The 15,755-nt window shown below is 67.1% G+C and carries 17 protein-coding genes; 15 read left to right on the top strand and 2 right to left on the bottom strand.

The window, feature by feature from the left end; translation table 11 throughout:
• Window positions 1–162: 162 nt before the first annotated feature.
• From istA to LRM40_RS01945, 15 genes are all read left to right on the top strand, one after another.
• Window positions 163–1,707 (top strand): IS21 family transposase, encoded by a 1,545-nt coding sequence (gene istA, locus LRM40_RS01870; protein WP_151126052.1) that lies wholly within the window; start codon window positions 163–165, stop codon window positions 1,705–1,707.
• Window positions 1,708–1,743: 36 nt separating this feature from the next.
• The gene (istB, locus tag LRM40_RS01875) at window positions 1,744–2,481 is read left to right on the top strand and encodes an IS21-like element helper ATPase IstB (protein ID WP_151126053.1); all 738 of its coding nucleotides are present in this window, start codon (window positions 1,744–1,746) and stop codon (window positions 2,479–2,481) included.
• 183 nt (window positions 2,482–2,664) lie between these two features.
• Window positions 2,665–3,204, top strand: coding sequence for an SPOR domain-containing protein (locus tag LRM40_RS21420; RefSeq protein ID WP_310734155.1), 540 nt, complete (start codon window positions 2,665–2,667; stop codon window positions 3,202–3,204).
• A gap of 140 nt (window positions 3,205–3,344) precedes the next feature.
• Window positions 3,345–4,781: a sensor histidine kinase gene (locus tag LRM40_RS01890; protein WP_151124070.1), complete on the top strand. Its 1,437-nt coding sequence runs from the start codon at window positions 3,345–3,347 to the stop codon at window positions 4,779–4,781.
• Window positions 4,782–4,817: 36 nt separating this feature from the next.
• Window positions 4,818–5,681 (top strand): LytR/AlgR family response regulator transcription factor, encoded by an 864-nt coding sequence (locus LRM40_RS01895; RefSeq protein WP_151124071.1) that lies wholly within the window; start codon window positions 4,818–4,820, stop codon window positions 5,679–5,681.
• A gap of 87 nt (window positions 5,682–5,768) precedes the next feature.
• Window positions 5,769–6,668 (top strand): SMP-30/gluconolactonase/LRE family protein, encoded by a 900-nt coding sequence (locus tag LRM40_RS01900; RefSeq protein WP_151124072.1) that lies wholly within the window; start codon window positions 5,769–5,771, stop codon window positions 6,666–6,668.
• Window positions 6,669–6,822: 154 nt separating this feature from the next.
• Window positions 6,823–7,311, top strand: coding sequence for an ATP synthase subunit I (locus LRM40_RS01905; RefSeq protein WP_151124073.1), 489 nt, complete (start codon window positions 6,823–6,825; stop codon window positions 7,309–7,311).
• Window positions 7,312–7,331: 20 nt separating this feature from the next.
• The gene (gene atpB, locus LRM40_RS01910; RefSeq protein ID WP_151124074.1) at window positions 7,332–8,198 is read left to right on the top strand and encodes a F0F1 ATP synthase subunit A; all 867 of its coding nucleotides are present in this window, start codon (window positions 7,332–7,334) and stop codon (window positions 8,196–8,198) included.
• 79 nt (window positions 8,199–8,277) lie between these two features.
• Complete coding sequence (gene atpE / locus LRM40_RS01915; RefSeq protein ID WP_022979952.1) at window positions 8,278–8,541, top strand: F0F1 ATP synthase subunit C; 264 nt, start codon at window positions 8,278–8,280, stop codon at window positions 8,539–8,541.
• Between the two features lie 82 nt (window positions 8,542–8,623).
• Window positions 8,624–9,094 (top strand): F0F1 ATP synthase subunit B, encoded by a 471-nt coding sequence (locus LRM40_RS01920; RefSeq protein WP_151124075.1) that lies wholly within the window; start codon window positions 8,624–8,626, stop codon window positions 9,092–9,094.
• 2 nt (window positions 9,095–9,096) lie between these two features.
• The gene (locus LRM40_RS01925) at window positions 9,097–9,630 is read left to right on the top strand and encodes a F0F1 ATP synthase subunit delta (protein ID WP_151124076.1); all 534 of its coding nucleotides are present in this window, start codon (window positions 9,097–9,099) and stop codon (window positions 9,628–9,630) included.
• Between the two features lie 89 nt (window positions 9,631–9,719).
• Entirely contained in the window at window positions 9,720–11,273 is a 1,554-nt protein-coding gene (gene atpA / locus LRM40_RS01930; protein ID WP_022979949.1) for a F0F1 ATP synthase subunit alpha, read from the top strand.
• Window positions 11,274–11,352: 79 nt separating this feature from the next.
• Window positions 11,353–12,237 (top strand): F0F1 ATP synthase subunit gamma, encoded by an 885-nt coding sequence (gene atpG / locus LRM40_RS01935; RefSeq protein ID WP_151124077.1) that lies wholly within the window; start codon window positions 11,353–11,355, stop codon window positions 12,235–12,237.
• Between the two features lie 61 nt (window positions 12,238–12,298).
• Window positions 12,299–13,711: a F0F1 ATP synthase subunit beta gene (gene atpD, locus LRM40_RS01940; protein ID WP_151124078.1), complete on the top strand. Its 1,413-nt coding sequence runs from the start codon at window positions 12,299–12,301 to the stop codon at window positions 13,709–13,711.
• 83 nt (window positions 13,712–13,794) lie between these two features.
• Window positions 13,795–14,214 carry a F0F1 ATP synthase subunit epsilon gene (locus LRM40_RS01945; RefSeq protein WP_022979946.1) on the top strand — a complete coding sequence of 140 codons (420 nt, stop codon included), beginning with the start codon at window positions 13,795–13,797 and terminating at the stop codon, window positions 14,212–14,214.
• A gap of 77 nt (window positions 14,215–14,291) precedes the next feature.
• Here LRM40_RS01945 and LRM40_RS01950 read toward each other — a convergent pair whose 3' ends face one another.
• Both LRM40_RS01950 and LRM40_RS01955 read right to left on the bottom strand, forming a co-directional pair.
• The gene (locus LRM40_RS01950; RefSeq protein WP_151124079.1) at window positions 14,292–14,816 is read right to left on the bottom strand and encodes a TPM domain-containing protein; all 525 of its coding nucleotides are present in this window, start codon (window positions 14,814–14,816) and stop codon (window positions 14,292–14,294) included.
• A 1-nt stretch (window position 14,817) separates the two neighbouring features.
• A complete protein-coding gene (locus LRM40_RS01955) occupies window positions 14,818–15,753 on the bottom strand; it encodes a TPM domain-containing protein (protein WP_375138568.1) in 936 nt (311 codons plus the stop codon).
• Window positions 15,754–15,755 lie beyond the last annotated feature (2 nt).

The following is a 15,755-nucleotide window of genomic DNA, read 5'->3' on the forward strand; positions in this document are numbered from 1 at the left end:
ACACGATTCCACGCTGATGGCGGACAGTGTTCCACCATGATGGCGGACAGTGTTCCACGCTGAAGGCGGACAGCATTCCAAACTGATGGCGGACACCTGCGGGGTGTTCTGAGTGACCCGAACGCGGCATACGCTGCCCGGTTTTTTTGACCGGAGCCAGCGATGCCCACACCCAGGGTCACCATGAGCAAACTACGACACACACTGCAACTGCTGCACCGCGGGGCCTTGAGCACCCGTCAAATCGGTGCCGCCCTCGGCATCTCCAAATCCACTGTCAGCGAGATAGCCAGCTACGCGCGCGTGGCCGGCGTGGACTGGGCTACGGCCCAGAGCCTGAACGACGACGAACTCCAGGCCCGGCTTTACAAGCCACCCGTGGCGCGCGAGTCCCGGCACCTCGAACCCGACCACGCCCACATCCACCGCGAACTGCGCCGACCTGGCGTGACGCTGCAGCTGCTGTGGGAGGAATACCAGCAACAGCACAGCGGTCAGGCGTACAAGTACAGCGCCTTCTGCGAGAAGTACAAGGCTTGGGCCCGGCGCCTGCAGCGCTCCATGCGCCAGACCCACTCGGGCGGTGACAAGCTCTTCGTGGACTACGCCGGCCAGACCGTGCCCGTCGTGGACGCCAGCACCGGCGAGATACGCCCGGCCCAGGTCTTCGTGGCAGTGCTGGGCGCATCGAACTACACCTACGCCTGCGCCACTGCCAGCCAGAAGGCCGCTGACTGGGTGGCCAGCATCATTGCCACGCTGGAGTTCATCGGCGGCGTGCCCCGCCTGCTGGTGCCCGACCAGCCGCGCGCCCTCATGGCCCGCCCCGACCGCTACGAGCCCACCGCGCACCGCCTGCTCGAAGAACTCTGTGCGCACTACAGCCTGGCCGTGATGCCCGCGCGCCCGGCCAAGCCACGCGACAAACCCAAGGTGGAGGTCGCCGTGCAGGTGGTCGAGCGCTGGATTCTGGCCCGGCTGCGCCACCAGACCTTCTTCAGCCTGGCCGAGCTCAACCGGGCGATTGCCGCCTTGCTGGTGGACTTGAACCAGCGCGCGTTCAAGAAGCTGCCGGGCAACCGCGCCAGTGCCTTCGCCGAGCTTGACCGGCCGGCCCTGCGCCCCCTGCCGGCGGTGCGCATGCCCATCGCGCGCTTCAAACCCGCCCGCGTCAACATCGATTACCACGTCGAGCTCGATGGCCACTACTACTCGGTGCCCCACGCCCTGGTGGGCGAGCCGGTGGAGTTGCGCATCACGGCCGGCACGGTCGAAGTCCTGCATGGCGGCAAACGGGTGGCCGCCCACGCCCTCAATCCCCGCCGGGGTGCACACACCACCACACCTGAGCACATGCCGGCCTCGCACCGGGCGCACCTGCAGTGGACGCCGGCCAAGCTCATCGCCTGGGGCGAGCGCGTGGGTGCGGCCACCGCCGCCGTGGTGCGCTGGCAGATGGAGCACCGCCAGCATCCCGAGCAGGGTTACCGCTCCTGTCTGGGCCTCATGCGCCTGGGCCGTGAGTACGGGGCTGACCGGCTGGAGGCCGCCTGTGCGCGGGCGCAGTCGATTCGCTCACCGTCCTACAAGAGCATCGCCTCCATCCTGGGCTGCGGCCTGGACCAGCGGCCGCTGGATGCGCCGATGGCCGCACAGGCGAGCCTGCCGCTGCACGAGAACGTGCGCGGGCCGGACTACTACCACTGAGCTCCAACGCGCAAGCAAACCCAACAAGGAAGAACCATGCTCAACGAACAGACCTTGAACCAACTGCGCGCCCTGCGCCTGGACGGCATGGTGGCCGCCCTCAGCGACGCGGCCACCCACATCACAGCCAGCGAACTGCCCTTTGAACAACGTCTGGCGCTGCTGGTGCAGCGCGAGGTGGACTGGCGTGACAGCAAACGCCTGGAGCGCCTGCTCAAGGCGGCCCGCCTGAAGGTCTCCAGTGCCTGCCTGGAGGACATCGACTGGCGCGCCAGCCGGGGCCTGGGCCGGGAGGTCATCACCAGCCTGGCCGGCGGCGACTGGCTGCGCCATGGCCACAACGTGCTGCTGACCGGCGCCACCGGGTGCGGCAAGACGTGGCTTGCCTGCGCACTGGGGCAGCAGGCCGCGCGTCTGGGCTTCTCGGTGCTCTACACCCGCGCGCCACGGCTGCTGCAGGAGTTGCACGTGGCCCACGGCGATGGCAGCCTGGGCAAACGGCTGGCGCAACTGGCGCGGCTGGACCTGCTCATCCTGGACGACTTCGGCATCGCGCCGATTGCCGCGCACGAGCGAAACGACCTGCTGGAGTTGCTCGACGACCGGGTGGGTGCGCGCTCGACGCTCATCACCAGCCAGTTGCCGGTGACGGCCTGGCACGCCTGGCTGGACGAGCCCACGCTGGCCGACGCCATCCTGGACCGCATCGTGCACGGCTCGCACAAGATAGCCCTCAAGGGCGAGTCGATGAGAAAGCTGGCAAAGGCCGTCTGAGCCGGCCGCGCCGACCGCCATTCCACGCTGATGGCGGACACTTCGGCTACGATTTGAGCGTCACTCAGGACACCCGCGCAACGTGTCCGCCATCGCCTGGAACGCTGTCCGCGATGGGAATGGAATCACTGTCCGCCATCAGTGGAATGCGCAAATGACCGTGGGCCCTTCGTGGATGGGCGGGTGATCGACCTGTCCTATGCTGCGGCGGTCAAGCTGGGGGTGCAGAACGGGGTGGCGCCGGTCGAGGTGCGGCGCATCACCTTCGACGAGATCCGCGCCGGAACCTGGAACACCGGGGGCGCGGCCCTGGCGGCGGTGGCTCCGGCCCCGGCGGTGGCGGCGCCGACCCCGGTGGTCCGGCCGGCAGCGGCGTTGCCGGTGGTGGCCGCTGTGCCGAATCTGCCCGATCTTCCCCCGGCCCCCCCTTCGACGGAGGCCGCGTCTGCGACCCCGATGCCGTCGGTCCCCGAATCGGCAGCCCCTGCCGCCGGCTTTTGGGTGCAACTGGGCGCTTTCAGCCGCAGCGATGGGGCCGACAGCTTCCGCCAGAAGATCGCCGACGAGCTGTCCTGGCTGTCGCCGCGTCTGGCCATCTTTGCCGAGAACGGGGTGCACCGCCTGCAGGCTGGGCCCTATGCCTCGCGCCAGCAGGCCAGCGAGGCCGCCCAGCGGGTGCGCGAGGCACTGCAGCTGGTGCCGGTGATCGTCGAGCGGCACTGACGGCGTCGCTGACGCCAATCCCGGCTGGCTGCAGCCTGTCCCGCCCAATTGCGGTGCGTCGCATCGGTCCACCGGTGGCCGAAGGCTTGGCTACAGTGCACCACATGGCCTGATTCGGGCCCTGTCGCGAGTCTCCTCCCATGACGCAGTCCACCCCCCCTCAAGCCCCGGTCTGGCCGCAACGCTGGCAGCGTTTCTCCGCTGCGGCCGTGCGGGCCTTCCATGTGTATGGCACCTGGCTGGCCAGCATCAGCTGGAAGCGCTTTGCCCTGCTCTCGGTCTTGCTGCTGATCGTGGTGAATCTGCTGCAGAAGCTGCCGCCCTTCACCTGGACCATCACCGAGTCGATCACCCCCAGTGTGGGCCATGTGAAGCTGCCGGCGATGCCGCCGGTGCCGCCCGTGGTGGTGCCCGACGTCCACGTCGAGGTGCCTGGCCGCAGCGCTGGCGGCGACGGCAGCGCGCGTCGCAGCTTCGAGCTCAAGGTGGACGAGCATGGGGTGCGCATCGATGAGGCGGTCCAGCCGGCCGCTTCGGCAGCCTCCGGTGCGGTGCCTGCGACGAGCGAGCCCTCGGCGTCGGCGGAAGGCGCACGCGTGGTGATCCAGGCCGGCGACAAGAAGGTGGAGGTCAAGCTGCCTCCGGGCGCCCAGCCTGACGAGGTCCGCGAGGCTATCGAGGATGCCAAACAGCAGGTGGTCGACGCGATGCAGGAGGCCCGGGACGCCGCCCAGGAAGCCCGCGACGCCGCTCAGGAGGCGGTGGATGAGCAGCAGGCCGCCACCGTGCGCACCCGCAAGGTCCATTTCGGCGACTTCCTGAGCGATCTGGCCGCGCTGTGGATCGTGGCCTCGGCGATCATCAAGATCACCTACAAGGGCCGGATCCAGGCCGAGGTCAAGGCGGCCCAGGCCACCGAGACAGCCGAGGCCGAGTCGCTCAAGCGTCAGGTGGTGGAGGCCCGCATGGCCGCCATGCAGGCCCAGGTCGAGCCGCACTTTCTCTTCAACACCCTGGCCTCCATCGATCACCTGATCGAGACCGATCCGCCGCGCGCCAGCCAGATGCAGAAGAACCTGATCGCGCTGCTGCGGGCCAGCATGCCCTCCATGCGCGACACGGCCGATGCCGGCAGTCGCGACCTGGGCCGCGAGCTGGCGGTGGTGCGGCCCTACATCGAGATCCTGAAGGTGCGCATGGAGGAGCGGCTGGATGCGCAGGTGGATGTGCCCGAGGGGCTGCTGTCGGCCGAGTTCCCGGCGATGATGATCCAGACCCTGGTCGAGAACGCCATCCGCCACGGTCTGGAACCCAAGCCCGAGGGCGGCCAGCTGCGTGTGAAGGCCGAGATCGTGCACGGCAAGCTGCAGGTGACGGTGGCCGACACCGGCGTGGGCTTCGGGGCGGCGGCGACTTCCGGCACCGGCGTGGGCCTGGCCAACATCCGCGAGCGGCTGCAGCTGCTGCATGGCAACAAGGCCAGTCTGACCGTGACGGCCAACCAGCCTTGCGGTACCGTCGTGACCATCACCGTGCCGTACCGCACGGTGGAGGGCGCCGGCACCACCCCGGCCTGAGCGCCCGCCGTCCAGACCCCAGCCACCCACCTCCTGATGACCGTGAGTTCTGACGTCGATCCTTCTCGTGAATCCTCTCGCGTGCGTGCCGTGCTGGCCGACGATGAGCGCCTGATGCGCGAGCAATTGCGCGCCCGCCTGGCCGAGGTCTGGCCCGAACTGGACATCGTGGCCGAGGCCAAGCATGGCGCCGAGGCGGTCGAACTGGTGCAGCAGCACCGGCCGGACGTGGTCTTCCTGGACATCCGCATGCCGGGCATGACGGGCGTGGATGCGGCCCGCGAGATCGCCCAGATGGACGTGGGGGAGGAGGGCTGGCTGCCGGAGATCGTCTTCATCACCGCCTACGACCAGTACGCGGTGGAGGCCTTCGAGCAAGGGGCGGCCGACTATGTGCTCAAGCCGGCCGAGCGCGAACGCCTGCTGCGCACGGTCGAGCGTCTGCGCAAGCGCCTGGCCGCCCGCGCCAAGCTGGAGGCCGGTGCACCGGTCGCCCCGGACGAGTTGCCCTCGGGGGCCTCTCTGCAGCAGTTGCTGCACCGCCTGGCGAGCCCGGGTGGCGCACCCCGGCCGGCCCCGCTGCAGTGGATCCAGGCCACCGTGGGGCAGAGCATCCAGATGATCCCGGTGGACGAGGTGCTGTTCTTCATCAGCGACGAGAAGTACACCCGGGTCCAGACGCCGACGGTGGAGGCCCTGATCCGCAAGCCCATCAAGGAGTTGGTGGATGAGCTGGACCCGCAGAAGTTCTGGCAGATCCACCGTTCCACGCTGGTGGCGGTCCATGCGATCGCGGCGGTGACGCGGGACTTCCGCGGACGCCAGATCGTCAGCGTCAAGGGCAGCAACGAGAAGCTCGAGGTCAGCCGCAGCTACACCCATCTGTTCAAGGGCATGTGACCGGCGGTGGGGTGCCTGCCCCGACAATCGGATCCACGGCCGGCCCGGTCGTTTGATCCTGTATCCGCCCCACCCGAGCTGAGCGCCATGCTTTTCGATCCGCAACCGCTGCCTTTCGCCCCCTGCGAGTTGGGCGAGTCCCCGTTCTGGCATCCCGAGGAAGCCTGCCTGTACTGGTGTGATATCCCGGGCCGTGCGCTGCACCGCGCCGATCCGGTCCGCCTGACCCACGACAGCTGGCGCTTTGACAGCGAGCCAGCCTGCTGCATGCCGGTGCTGGGCGGCGGCTTGGTGCTGGCCATGCGCGATGGGCTCTGGCGTTTCGATCCGGCCAGCGGCCAGCGCACCCGTCTGGCGCCGCCGCCTTACGACCCTGCCGTCCAGCGCTTCAACGATGGCAAGGCCGATGCGCAGGGCCGCATCTGGGTGGGCACGCTGCATGAGCCCAAGGACCGCCCGGCGGCCGCCCTCTACCGTTGGTCCCATGGCGAGATCGAGTGCATGGCCGAGGGCATCACCACCAGCAACGGCCTGGCCTGGAGCCCGGACGGGCGAACCCTCTATTGGAGTGACACCCAGGCCCACTGCATCTACTCCCTGGACGTCGATGCGCAGGACGGTTCGCTGACGCGTCGCCGGGTGTTCCAGCAGTTCCCTCTGAAAGTGGCCGATCAGGATCTGGACCAATATGGTGGCCGGCCCGACGGCGCGGCCGTGGACGCGCAGGGCTGTTACTGGGTGGCGATGTTCGAGGGCCAGTGTCTGCTGCGCTTGACGCCCGAGGGTGCCATCGATCGCCGGGTGGCCTTGCCGGTGCGCTGCCCCACCATGCCCTGCTTCGGTGGGCCCGATCTGCGCACGCTCTACATCACCACGGCGCGCCACAAGCGGCCGGCGGCCGAACTCGCGCGCATGCCATGGTCGGGTTGCGTGCTGCAGATGCGGGTGGACGTGCCCGGGCTGCCGACGAACTTTGCTGTTTTGTAAACGGCTGACGCTGTAACCTCGCGGTAACCGCAGCCGGGCGCCAGGTCAAGCTGAGCTGGGGAGACGACCCGCGGGTGTGCTGGGGCATCCTGCATCATTGGGAATTGCCCCTATAATCGCGCGGCTTTGCCACCCCGAACCTGGAACCGACACGATGTCCGAGCGGCGTGAACCCCGTCCCGACGCGTGGGCTGATCTGGAAGATGAGGCGGACAAGCAGCCTTTCAAGGCCTTGACGCACGAAGAGGCGCAAGCCTTGATGGCCCGCGAACGGTCGGTCTCGCCGTGGCGGGTGATTGCGGTTCAGGCCGTGGTCGGCATGGTGATGGCTGGTTTGCTCTGGCTCATCACGCGACGTCAGGATTGGACCGCGTCGGTGCTGTATGGCGCCGCCGCGGTGGTCGTGCCGGGTGCCTTGATGGCGCGCGGCGTGACCAGTCGGCTCTCCAGTCTGGCGCCGGCAGTTTCGGCTGTCAGCGTCATGTTGTGGGAGTTCGGCAAGATTGCGGTTTCGGTGGCCATGCTCGCGCTGGCCCCGAAGCTGGTGCCCGGTCTGAGTTGGCCAGCCTTGCTGGTGGCTCTGATCGTGTGCATCAAGGTGTATTGGGTCGCGCTCTTGTGGCGAGGCCGACGGAAGAGTTGAACTGAACTGAAACCCACGCCATGTCCGTAGAAGCACACGAAGCCGCCGAGCACGCGCCAACCGCTGGCGAGTACATCGTTCACCACCTGACCTTCCTGAGCAATAAGCATTCCAATGCCCCGTTCGACATGAGCGTGGTGCACTGGGACTCGATCTTCTTCTCCGTTCTGCTGGGGGTGATCGGTTGTCTGCTGCTGTGGAAGGCTGCTCGCGCCGCCACCTCTGGCGTTCCCGGCCGCTTCCAGGCCGCCGTGGAAATCCTGGTCGAGATGGTCGAATCCCAGGCCAAGGGCATCGTCCACAACGCCCAGAGCCGCAAGCTGGTGGCTCCGCTGGCCCTGACCGTCTTCATCTGGATCTTCCTGATGAACGCGATGGACCTGCTGCCGGTTGACCTGCTGCCCTTCATCTGGCAAGCCATCCAGGGTGACCACGAAGCCAAGCTGCGCGTGGTGCCGACCGCCGACCTGTCCGTCACGATGGGCCTGTCGCTGGGCGTGCTGATCACCTGCCTGATCTACAACGTGAAGATCAAGGGCTTCGGCGGCTGGGTGCATGAGCTGTTCGCGGCGCCGTTCGGTGACCACTGGGCTCTGTACCCCTTCAATTTCGCGATGCAGATGATCGAGTTCGTGGCCAAGACCGTCTCGCACGGTATGCGGCTGTTCGGCAACATGTACGCCGGCGAACTGATCTTCCTGCTGATCGCCCTGATGGGTGGCGCGTTCGCCTCGGTCGGTCTGGGCACCGGTATCGGTCTGGCGATCGGCCACATCATCGCTGGCTCTGCCTGGGCCATCTTCCACATCCTGATCATCACGCTGCAGGCTTTCGTGTTCATGATGCTGACGCTGGTGTACATCGGCCAGGCCCATGACTCGCACTGATCCTGTGCACTGATCCGGATCCCCGCTCTTTCCCTTTCGTTTCTACCTTTCCAACCCAACCTCTCAACTAGGAGTCATCATGGAAGTCATCAGCTTTGTTGCCCTCGCCGCCGGCCTGATCATCGGTCTGGGTGCTGTCGGTGCTTGTATCGGCATCGGCATCATGGGCAGCAAGTACCTGGAATCGGCCGCTCGCCAGCCCGAGCTGATGGGCGAACTGCAGACCAAGATGTTCCTGCTGGCCGGCCTGATCGACGCGGCCTTCATCATCGGTACCGGTATCGCCCTGTGGTTCGCCACGGCCAACCCGTTCCTGGGCCAGCTCGCCGCCATCGCCAAGTAATCCGGCGTTTGTCGTGTTGAGAGGCCGGGGTGCGCTGCGGCGCACCCCTGCTGAATGTCCCGTCACCGTTTGAGGCAAAAAAGTGAGCATCACCGGTACCCTCATCGTCCAGATGATCGTGTTCCTGATCCTGGTCTGGTTCACGATGAAATTCGTCTGGCCGCCGATCACCGCTGCGCTCGACGATCGCGCCAAGAAGATCGCCGAAGGCCTGTCGGCTGCCGACAAGGCCAAGAGCGAGCTGGCCGTGGCCAACCAGCGCGTGGAGCAGCAGCTGTCCGCTGCGCGCGACGACGCTGCCAAGCGCCTGGCTGATGCCGAGCGTCTGGCCCAGCAGATGATCGAAGAAGCCAAGTCGCGTGCCAGCGACGAAGGCGCCAAGATCGTCGCCGCTGCCAAGGCTGAAGCCGAGCAGGAGTCCGTGAAGGCCCGCGAAGCCCTGCGTGAGCAGGTCGCCGTGCTGGCTGTCAAGGGCGCCGAAGCGATCCTGAAGCGCGAAGTCAACGCCGGCGTGCACGCCGATCTTCTGAACCGTCTGAAGACCGAGCTGTAATCATGGCTGAGCTTGCAACCATCGCACGTCCCTACGCCGAGGCACTGTACAAGTCCATCGGCACGGACAGCGCCCAGGCCCTGGTCGACCAGCTCCACGCCGTGGGGCAGGTCAGCGCCGACGCCCAGCTGCGCCAGTTCGCGGACAACCCGAAGGTGACTTCGGAGCAGGTGTTCGATCTGGTCGCTGCCGTGGCCAAGGTCGCCCTGTCGCCCAAGGTCGCCAATCTGCTGAAGGTCGTCATCGAGAACGGTCGTCTGTCCGCCCTGCCGGAGGTCGACGCCCAGTTCCGCGCGCTGGTCAACGCCAGCACCGGTGTGTCGGACGCGACCATCGTCAGCGCCTTCCCCCTGGACGCCGCCCAACTGGCCGACACGGTCGCCACGCTGGAGAAGCGCTTCGGTCGCAAGCTCAACGCGTCGGTGCAGATCGATGAGTCACTCATCGGTGGCATCCGCGTGGTGGTGGGCGACGAGGTGCTCGACACCTCCATCCAGGCCCGTCTGGAGCAGATGAAGGTCGCGCTGACCCACTGAGGCCCCGTCCCGCATCGGCACCCAACCCCAAGGCATAGCCCACCGGCAGCCAGTCGCCCCGTCTGACTGCCGCGCTTTCGGAGAAAGCAATGCAACTGAATCCTGCTGAAATTTCGGAACTGATCAAGAGCCGTATCGAAGGCCTCGGCGCTTCGACGGACATCCGCAACCAAGGCACCGTCGTCTCGGTGACCGACGGCATCGTCCGCGTCCACGGCCTGTCCGATGCGATGCAGGGCGAAATGCTGGAATTCCCGGCTGGCAAGGACGGTCAACCCTCCTTCGGCCTGGCCCTGAACCTCGAGCGCGACTCCGTCGGCGCCGTGATTCTGGGTGAATACGAACACATCTCCGAAGGCGACACCGTCAAGTGCACGGGCCGCATTCTGGAAGTGCCCGTGGGCCCCGAACTGGTGGGCCGCGTGGTCAACGCCCTGGGCCAGCCGATCGACGGCAAGGGCCCGATCAACGCCAAGATGACGGACGTGATCGAGAAGGTCGCCCCGGGCGTGATCGCACGGAAGTCGGTGGACCAGCCCGTCCAGACCGGCCTGAAGTGCATTGACTCGATGGTGCCCGTCGGCCGTGGCCAGCGCGAGCTGATCATCGGCGACCGCCAGACCGGCAAGACCGCCGTGGCGATCGACGCGATCATCAACCAGAAGGGTCAGAACATGACCTGCGTGTACGTCGCGATCGGCCAGAAGGCTTCGTCGATCAAGAACGTCGTGCGCGCCCTGGAGCAGGCCGGTGCGATGGACTACACCATCGTCGTGGCTGCCTCGGCTTCCGAATCCGCCGCCATGCAGTACGTCGCCGCCTACTCGGGCTGCACGATGGGCGAGTACTTCCGCGACCGCGGCCAAGACGCCCTGATCGTCTATGACGACCTGTCCAAGCAGGCCGTGGCCTACCGTCAGGTCTCGCTGCTGCTGCGTCGCCCGCCGGGCCGCGAAGCCTTCCCTGGCGACGTGTTCTATCTCCACAGCCGCCTGCTGGAACGCGCTGCCCGCGTGAACGCCGACTACGTCGAAGCCTTCACCAAGGGTGAGGTCAAGGGCAAGACCGGCTCGCTGACCGCGCTGCCGATCATCGAAACCCAAGCGGGTGACGTGTCCGCCTTCGTGCCGACCAACGTGATCTCGATCACCGACGGCCAGATCTTCCTGGAAACCAACCTGTTCAACGCCGGTGTGCGTCCCGCGATCAACGCCGGTATCTCGGTGTCCCGCGTGGGTGGTGCGGCCCAGACCAAGCTGATCAAGTCGCTGTCCGGCGGTATCCGTACCGACCTGGCCCAGTACCGTGAGCTGGCCGCCTTCGCGCAGTTCGCCTCCGATCTGGACGCTTCCACCAAGAAGCAGCTGGACCGCGGTGCCCGCGTGACCGAGCTGCTGAAGCAAGCCCAGTACTCGCCGCTGTCGATCAGCCTGATGGGTGCCTCGCTGTACGCCGTGAACAAGGGCTACATGGACGATGTGGACGTGAAGAAGGTGCTGTCCTTCGAAAGCGGCCTGCACCAGTTCCTGAAGTCCAGCCACGCCGCTCTGCTGGCCAAGCTGGAAGCCGACAAGGCCATGGACAAGGCGGCCGAGGAAGAGCTGAACGGCGCGATCGCTGCCTTCAAGAAGTCCTTCGCCTGAAGCCACTGACTGACGGGACGGCACGCACGCGCTCCAACGACACGAACGGGTCGTCCCTCACCTACTAGGAGAAACAGTCATGGCAGTCGGAAAGGAAATCCGCGGCAAGATCAAATCGGTGGAGAACACCAAGAAGATCACCAAGGCCATGGAAATGGTCGCCGCGTCCAAGATGCGCAAGGCGCAGGACCGCATGCGTTCGGCCCGTCCGTACAGCGACAAGATCCGCAACATCACGGCCAACCTGTCGCGCGCGAATCCGGAATACAAGTCGCCGTACATGCGTGCGGACGGCAAGTCCGGGATCGACGGCTTTGTGGTGGTCACCACCGACAAGGGCCTGTGCGGTGGTCTGAACACCAACGTGCTGCGCGCCGTCACCAACAAGATGCGCGAGCTGCAGGACCGGGGCCGCAAGGCCGAGGCCGTGGCCATCGGCAACAAGGGCCTGGGCTTCCTCAACCGCGTGGGGGTCAAGGTCGTGAGCCAGGCCACCCAGTTGGGCGACATGCCCCAGCTGGAGAAGCTGATCGGCCCGCTGAAGGTGATGCTGGACGCGTTTGTCGAAGGCAAGGTCGATGCCGTCTACCTGTGCTACACCCGCTTCATCAACACGATGAAGCAGGAGCCGGTGGTCGAGCAGCTGTTGCCCCTGCAGGCCGGCGCGCTGGCGCAGACCGAAGCCGAGAAGGCCGCGCACAGCTGGGACTACATCTACGAGCCGGATCCGGCGTCGGTGATCGACGAGCTGCTCAAGCGCTACGTCGAGGCCCTGATCTACCAGGCGGTGGCCGAGAACATGGCCTCGGAGCAATCCGCCCGCATGGTGGCGATGAAGGCCGCGACCGACAACGCCGGCACCTTGATCAATGAGCTCAAGCTCATCTACAACAAGACCCGCCAGGCTGCGATCACCAAGGAACTGTCCGAGATCGTGAGCGGTGCCGCCGCGATCAGCGGTTGATCCCGGCCGATCAACCCGCTCCAGTTTCGAATACAGCGAATCAAGATTGAAGGACCGAAAAATGTCGAACTCTCAAGCCCAAGGCAAGATCGTTCAGTGCATCGGCGCCGTGGTGGACGTGGAATTCCCGCGCGACCAGATGCCCAAGGTGTACGACGCCCTGAAGATGGACGGCTCGGCGCTGACGCTGGAAGTGCAGCAGCAGCTGGGCGACGGCGTGGTGCGTACCATCGCGCTGGGCTCCTCCGACGGCCTGCGCCGCGGCTCGGTGGTCTACAACACCGGCAACCCCATCACCGTGCCCGTGGGCAAGGCCACCCTGGGCCGCATCATGGACGTGCTGGGCAACCCCATCGACGAGCGTGGTGAGGTGTCGCAAGACCTGACCGCCTCGATCCATCGCAAGGCCCCGGCCTACGACGAGCTGAGCCCGTCGCAAGAGCTGCTGGAAACCGGCATCAAGGTGATCGACCTGATCTGCCCGTTCGCCAAGGGCGGCAAGGTGGGTCTGTTCGGTGGTGCCGGCGTGGGCAAGACCGTGAACATGATGGAGCTCATCAACAACATCGCCAAGGCCCACAGCGGTCTGTCGGTGTTCGCGGGTGTGGGCGAGCGGACCCGTGAGGGCAACGACTTCTATCACGAGATGGCCGATTCCGGCGTCGTGAACCTGGAGAACCTGGGCGAGTCCAAGGTGTCCATGGTCTACGGCCAGATGAACGAGCCGCCGGGCAACCGTCTGCGCGTGGCCCTGACCGGCCTGACCATCGCCGAGTCGTTCCGCGACGAAGGCCGCGACGTGCTGTTCTTCGTGGACAACATCTACCGCTACACCCTGGCCGGTACCGAAGTGTCCGCGCTGCTGGGCCGCATGCCTTCCGCCGTGGGCTACCAGCCGACGCTGGCCGAGGAAATGGGCCGTCTGCAAGAGCGGATCACGTCGACCAAGGTCGGCTCGATCACCTCGATCCAGGCCGTGTACGTGCCGGCGGATGACCTGACCGACCCGTCGCCCGCCACCACCTTCGCCCACTTGGACGCCACCGTGGTGCTGTCGCGTGACATCGCCTCGCTGGGTATCTACCCCGCCGTGGACCCGCTGGACTCGACCTCGCGTCAGATTGACCCGAACGTCATCGGCGAAGAGCACTACAGCACCACCCGTGCCGTGCAGGCCACCCTGCAGCGCTACAAGGAACTGCGCGACATCATCGCCATCCTGGGCATGGACGAACTGTCGCCGGAAGACAAGCTGGCCGTGGCCCGTGCCCGGAAGATCCAGCGTTTCCTGTCGCAGCCCTTCCACGTGGCCGAAGTGTTCACCGGCTCGCCGGGCAAGTACGTGCCGCTGAAGGAAACCATCCGCGGCTTCAAGATGATCGTCGCCGGCGAATGCGATCACCTGCCCGAGCAGGCCTTCTACATGGTCGGCACCATCGACGAGGCCTTCGAGAAGGCCAAGAAGATGCAGTAAGCCGAGGCGCGGCCGCGCGGGTGAGCCCCACCCGCCAGCCGCCTTCTGTCTGCTGAACCATCTTCAAGTCAAAGGACCCGACCATGGCAACCATTCACGTCGACGTCGTCTCCGCCGAAGAGAACATCTTCTCGGGCGAGGCGAAGTTCGTCGCGCTGCCGGGCGAGGCGGGCGAGCTGGGCATCCTGCCGCAGCACACCCCGCTGATCACCCGCATCAAGCCGGGCGCGGTGCGCATCGAGCGGGCTGACAACGGTCAGGAAGAGTTCGTCTTCGTGGCCGGTGGCATCCTGGAAGTGCAACCGCACTGCGTGACCGTGCTGGCGGACACCGCGATCCGCGGCCATGACCTCGATGAGGCCAAGGCCAACGAAGCGAAGAAGCTGGCCGAGGAAGCGATGAAGACCGCCAAGAGCGACATCGACTTCGCGCGAGCCCAGAGCGAGTTCGCCGTCATGGCGGCTCAGCTGGCCGCCATCCAGAAGCTGCGCAAGACCCGCTGATCCATCTCCGCCCGCCGGTCTGCCGGTGGGCCCGGAAGAACCCGTCGCCTCCTCGCGGAGCCGGCGGGTTTTGTTTTTCAGCGCAGCACCGGGGTGTCGGGCAGCTCGTTGGATCGGGGCGAGCCTTCGGCGCGCGCAAAGCCCGCACACAGCAGCCGGTCCACCTCGGCCAGCGCCGTCGTCAGCCCGGCCTCGACCTGGCCCTGGGCGAAGGCCTGGCCCAGCCCCTGGGCCAGCGCCTGCCAGCGCGCCTCCGGAACGTGATGCCGCAGGCCGCGGTCTGCCACGATCTCCACCGCGCGATCGGCCAGCAGCACGTAGATCAGCACGCCGACGTTGTCCTCGGTGTCCCACACGCCCAGCTGGCCAAAGCACTCCAGCGCGCGCTGGCGCGGCGCGACGCCGGCCCAGGCCGCAGCCATCGGCAGGCTGGCCTCCACGCACAGGCGGATCTGGCCGCGGTGGCGCGCTTCGCTGGCCTGCACCAGGGCCGTCAGCCGCTGGAGCGCCGCGGGGGGCAGGGCGCGCCGGCTGTCCCGCTCATCCAGCCAGAAGTGGCGCCAGGCACGGCGCAGGCGGGATCCCAAGGTGGCGTGGTTCATTTCACCACCGCCCCGAGGCGCCGCCGCCACCGAAGTCGCCGCCGCCGCCGGAGGAGAAGCCTCCACCGCCTCCGCCACCGCCCCAGGAGCCACCACCGCCCCCGCCGCCCCAGATGATGGGCGGGCCGCCGGAGCCGCCACCGCGCCCGCCGCTGCCCATCACGCCCACCAGGATCCAGGCCACGACGCCCGCGCCCAGGCCCAGCAGCCAACTCGTGGCCAGCCAGCCGGCCAGCGTGCCGGCACCCAGGCCGGTCAGCAGGGCGCCGGTGCGGCGGCCCAGCAGGCCCGACAGGATGGAGCCGAGGATGGGCACGCCGACAAAGAAGAACAAGCCCAGGCCCTGCCAGTCGTTTCCGGTGTTCCGGGCGGGACGCGCCGCCGGGGCGGGCAGGGCCTCGCCGCGGATCCGCGCGGCGAGCTGATCGACCGCGGCATTGAGGCCCCCGGCGTAGTCGCCCTGGCGGAAGGCCGGCACGAGGCTGCCCTGGATGATCTGGCTGGCGGCCAGGTCGGGGATCGCCCCTTCCAAGGTCTTGGCCACCTCGATGCGCACCGTGCGGTCCTGCTTGGCCACCAGCAACAGCACGCCGTCGCCGACGTCCTTGCGGCCGATCTTCCACTGGTCGGCCACGCGCCAGCCGTAGGCCGCGATGTCCTCCGGTGCCGTGGTGGGCACGATCAGCACCACCACCTGGCTACCGGTGGACTGCTCCAGCCCCGCCAGCTTGCCTTCCAGGGCCTGTGTCTGGGGGGCGGTCAGGGTCCCGGTCTGGTCCATCACCCGGGCGGTGAGCGCCGGGATGGGCAGGCCGGTGGATTGGGCCCGGGCCGGTGTCACGCCCCAGCCCAGGGCCGCCAGCAGCATCACGGTGGCCAGCCACAGCCCGTGCAGCCAGGGCCGGGCGGGGCGCCGCAGGGCAGATGCCGCTTGCATGG

Source organism: Ideonella dechloratans (assembly GCF_021049305.1).
Taxonomy (GTDB): domain Bacteria; phylum Pseudomonadota; class Gammaproteobacteria; order Burkholderiales; family Burkholderiaceae_C; genus Ideonella; species Ideonella dechloratans.

What these genes read in the sequence shown, in the direction of transcription:
- LRM40_RS01900 (WP_151124072.1), top strand. Translation starts at nt 5,769, where the DNA reads ATGCTTTTCGATCCGCAACCGCTGCCTTTCGCCCCCTGCGAGTTGGGC.
- atpA (WP_022979949.1), top strand. Translation starts at nt 9,720, where the DNA reads ATGCAACTGAATCCTGCTGAAATTTCGGAACTGATCAAGAGCCGTATC.
- LRM40_RS01925 (WP_151124076.1), top strand. Translation starts at nt 9,097, where the DNA reads ATGGCTGAGCTTGCAACCATCGCACGTCCCTACGCCGAGGCACTGTAC.
- istA (WP_151126052.1), top strand. Translation starts at nt 163, where the DNA reads ATGCCCACACCCAGGGTCACCATGAGCAAACTACGACACACACTGCAA.
- LRM40_RS01950 (WP_151124079.1), bottom strand. Translation starts at nt 14,816, where the DNA reads ATGAACCACGCCACCTTGGGATCCCGCCTGCGCCGTGCCTGGCGCCAC.
- LRM40_RS01890 (WP_151124070.1), top strand. Translation starts at nt 3,345, where the DNA reads ATGACGCAGTCCACCCCCCCTCAAGCCCCGGTCTGGCCGCAACGCTGG.
- LRM40_RS01895 (WP_151124071.1), top strand. Translation starts at nt 4,818, where the DNA reads ATGACCGTGAGTTCTGACGTCGATCCTTCTCGTGAATCCTCTCGCGTG.
- atpE (WP_022979952.1), top strand. Translation starts at nt 8,278, where the DNA reads ATGGAAGTCATCAGCTTTGTTGCCCTCGCCGCCGGCCTGATCATCGGT.
- LRM40_RS01945 (WP_022979946.1), top strand. Translation starts at nt 13,795, where the DNA reads ATGGCAACCATTCACGTCGACGTCGTCTCCGCCGAAGAGAACATCTTC.
- atpD (WP_151124078.1), top strand. Translation starts at nt 12,299, where the DNA reads ATGTCGAACTCTCAAGCCCAAGGCAAGATCGTTCAGTGCATCGGCGCC.
- atpB (WP_151124074.1), top strand. Translation starts at nt 7,332, where the DNA reads ATGTCCGTAGAAGCACACGAAGCCGCCGAGCACGCGCCAACCGCTGGC.
- istB (WP_151126053.1), top strand. Translation starts at nt 1,744, where the DNA reads ATGCTCAACGAACAGACCTTGAACCAACTGCGCGCCCTGCGCCTGGAC.
- LRM40_RS01955 (WP_375138568.1), bottom strand. Translation starts at nt 15,753, where the DNA reads ATGCAAGCGGCATCTGCCCTGCGGCGCCCCGCCCGGCCCTGGCTGCAC.
- LRM40_RS01905 (WP_151124073.1), top strand. Translation starts at nt 6,823, where the DNA reads ATGTCCGAGCGGCGTGAACCCCGTCCCGACGCGTGGGCTGATCTGGAA.
- atpG (WP_151124077.1), top strand. Translation starts at nt 11,353, where the DNA reads ATGGCAGTCGGAAAGGAAATCCGCGGCAAGATCAAATCGGTGGAGAAC.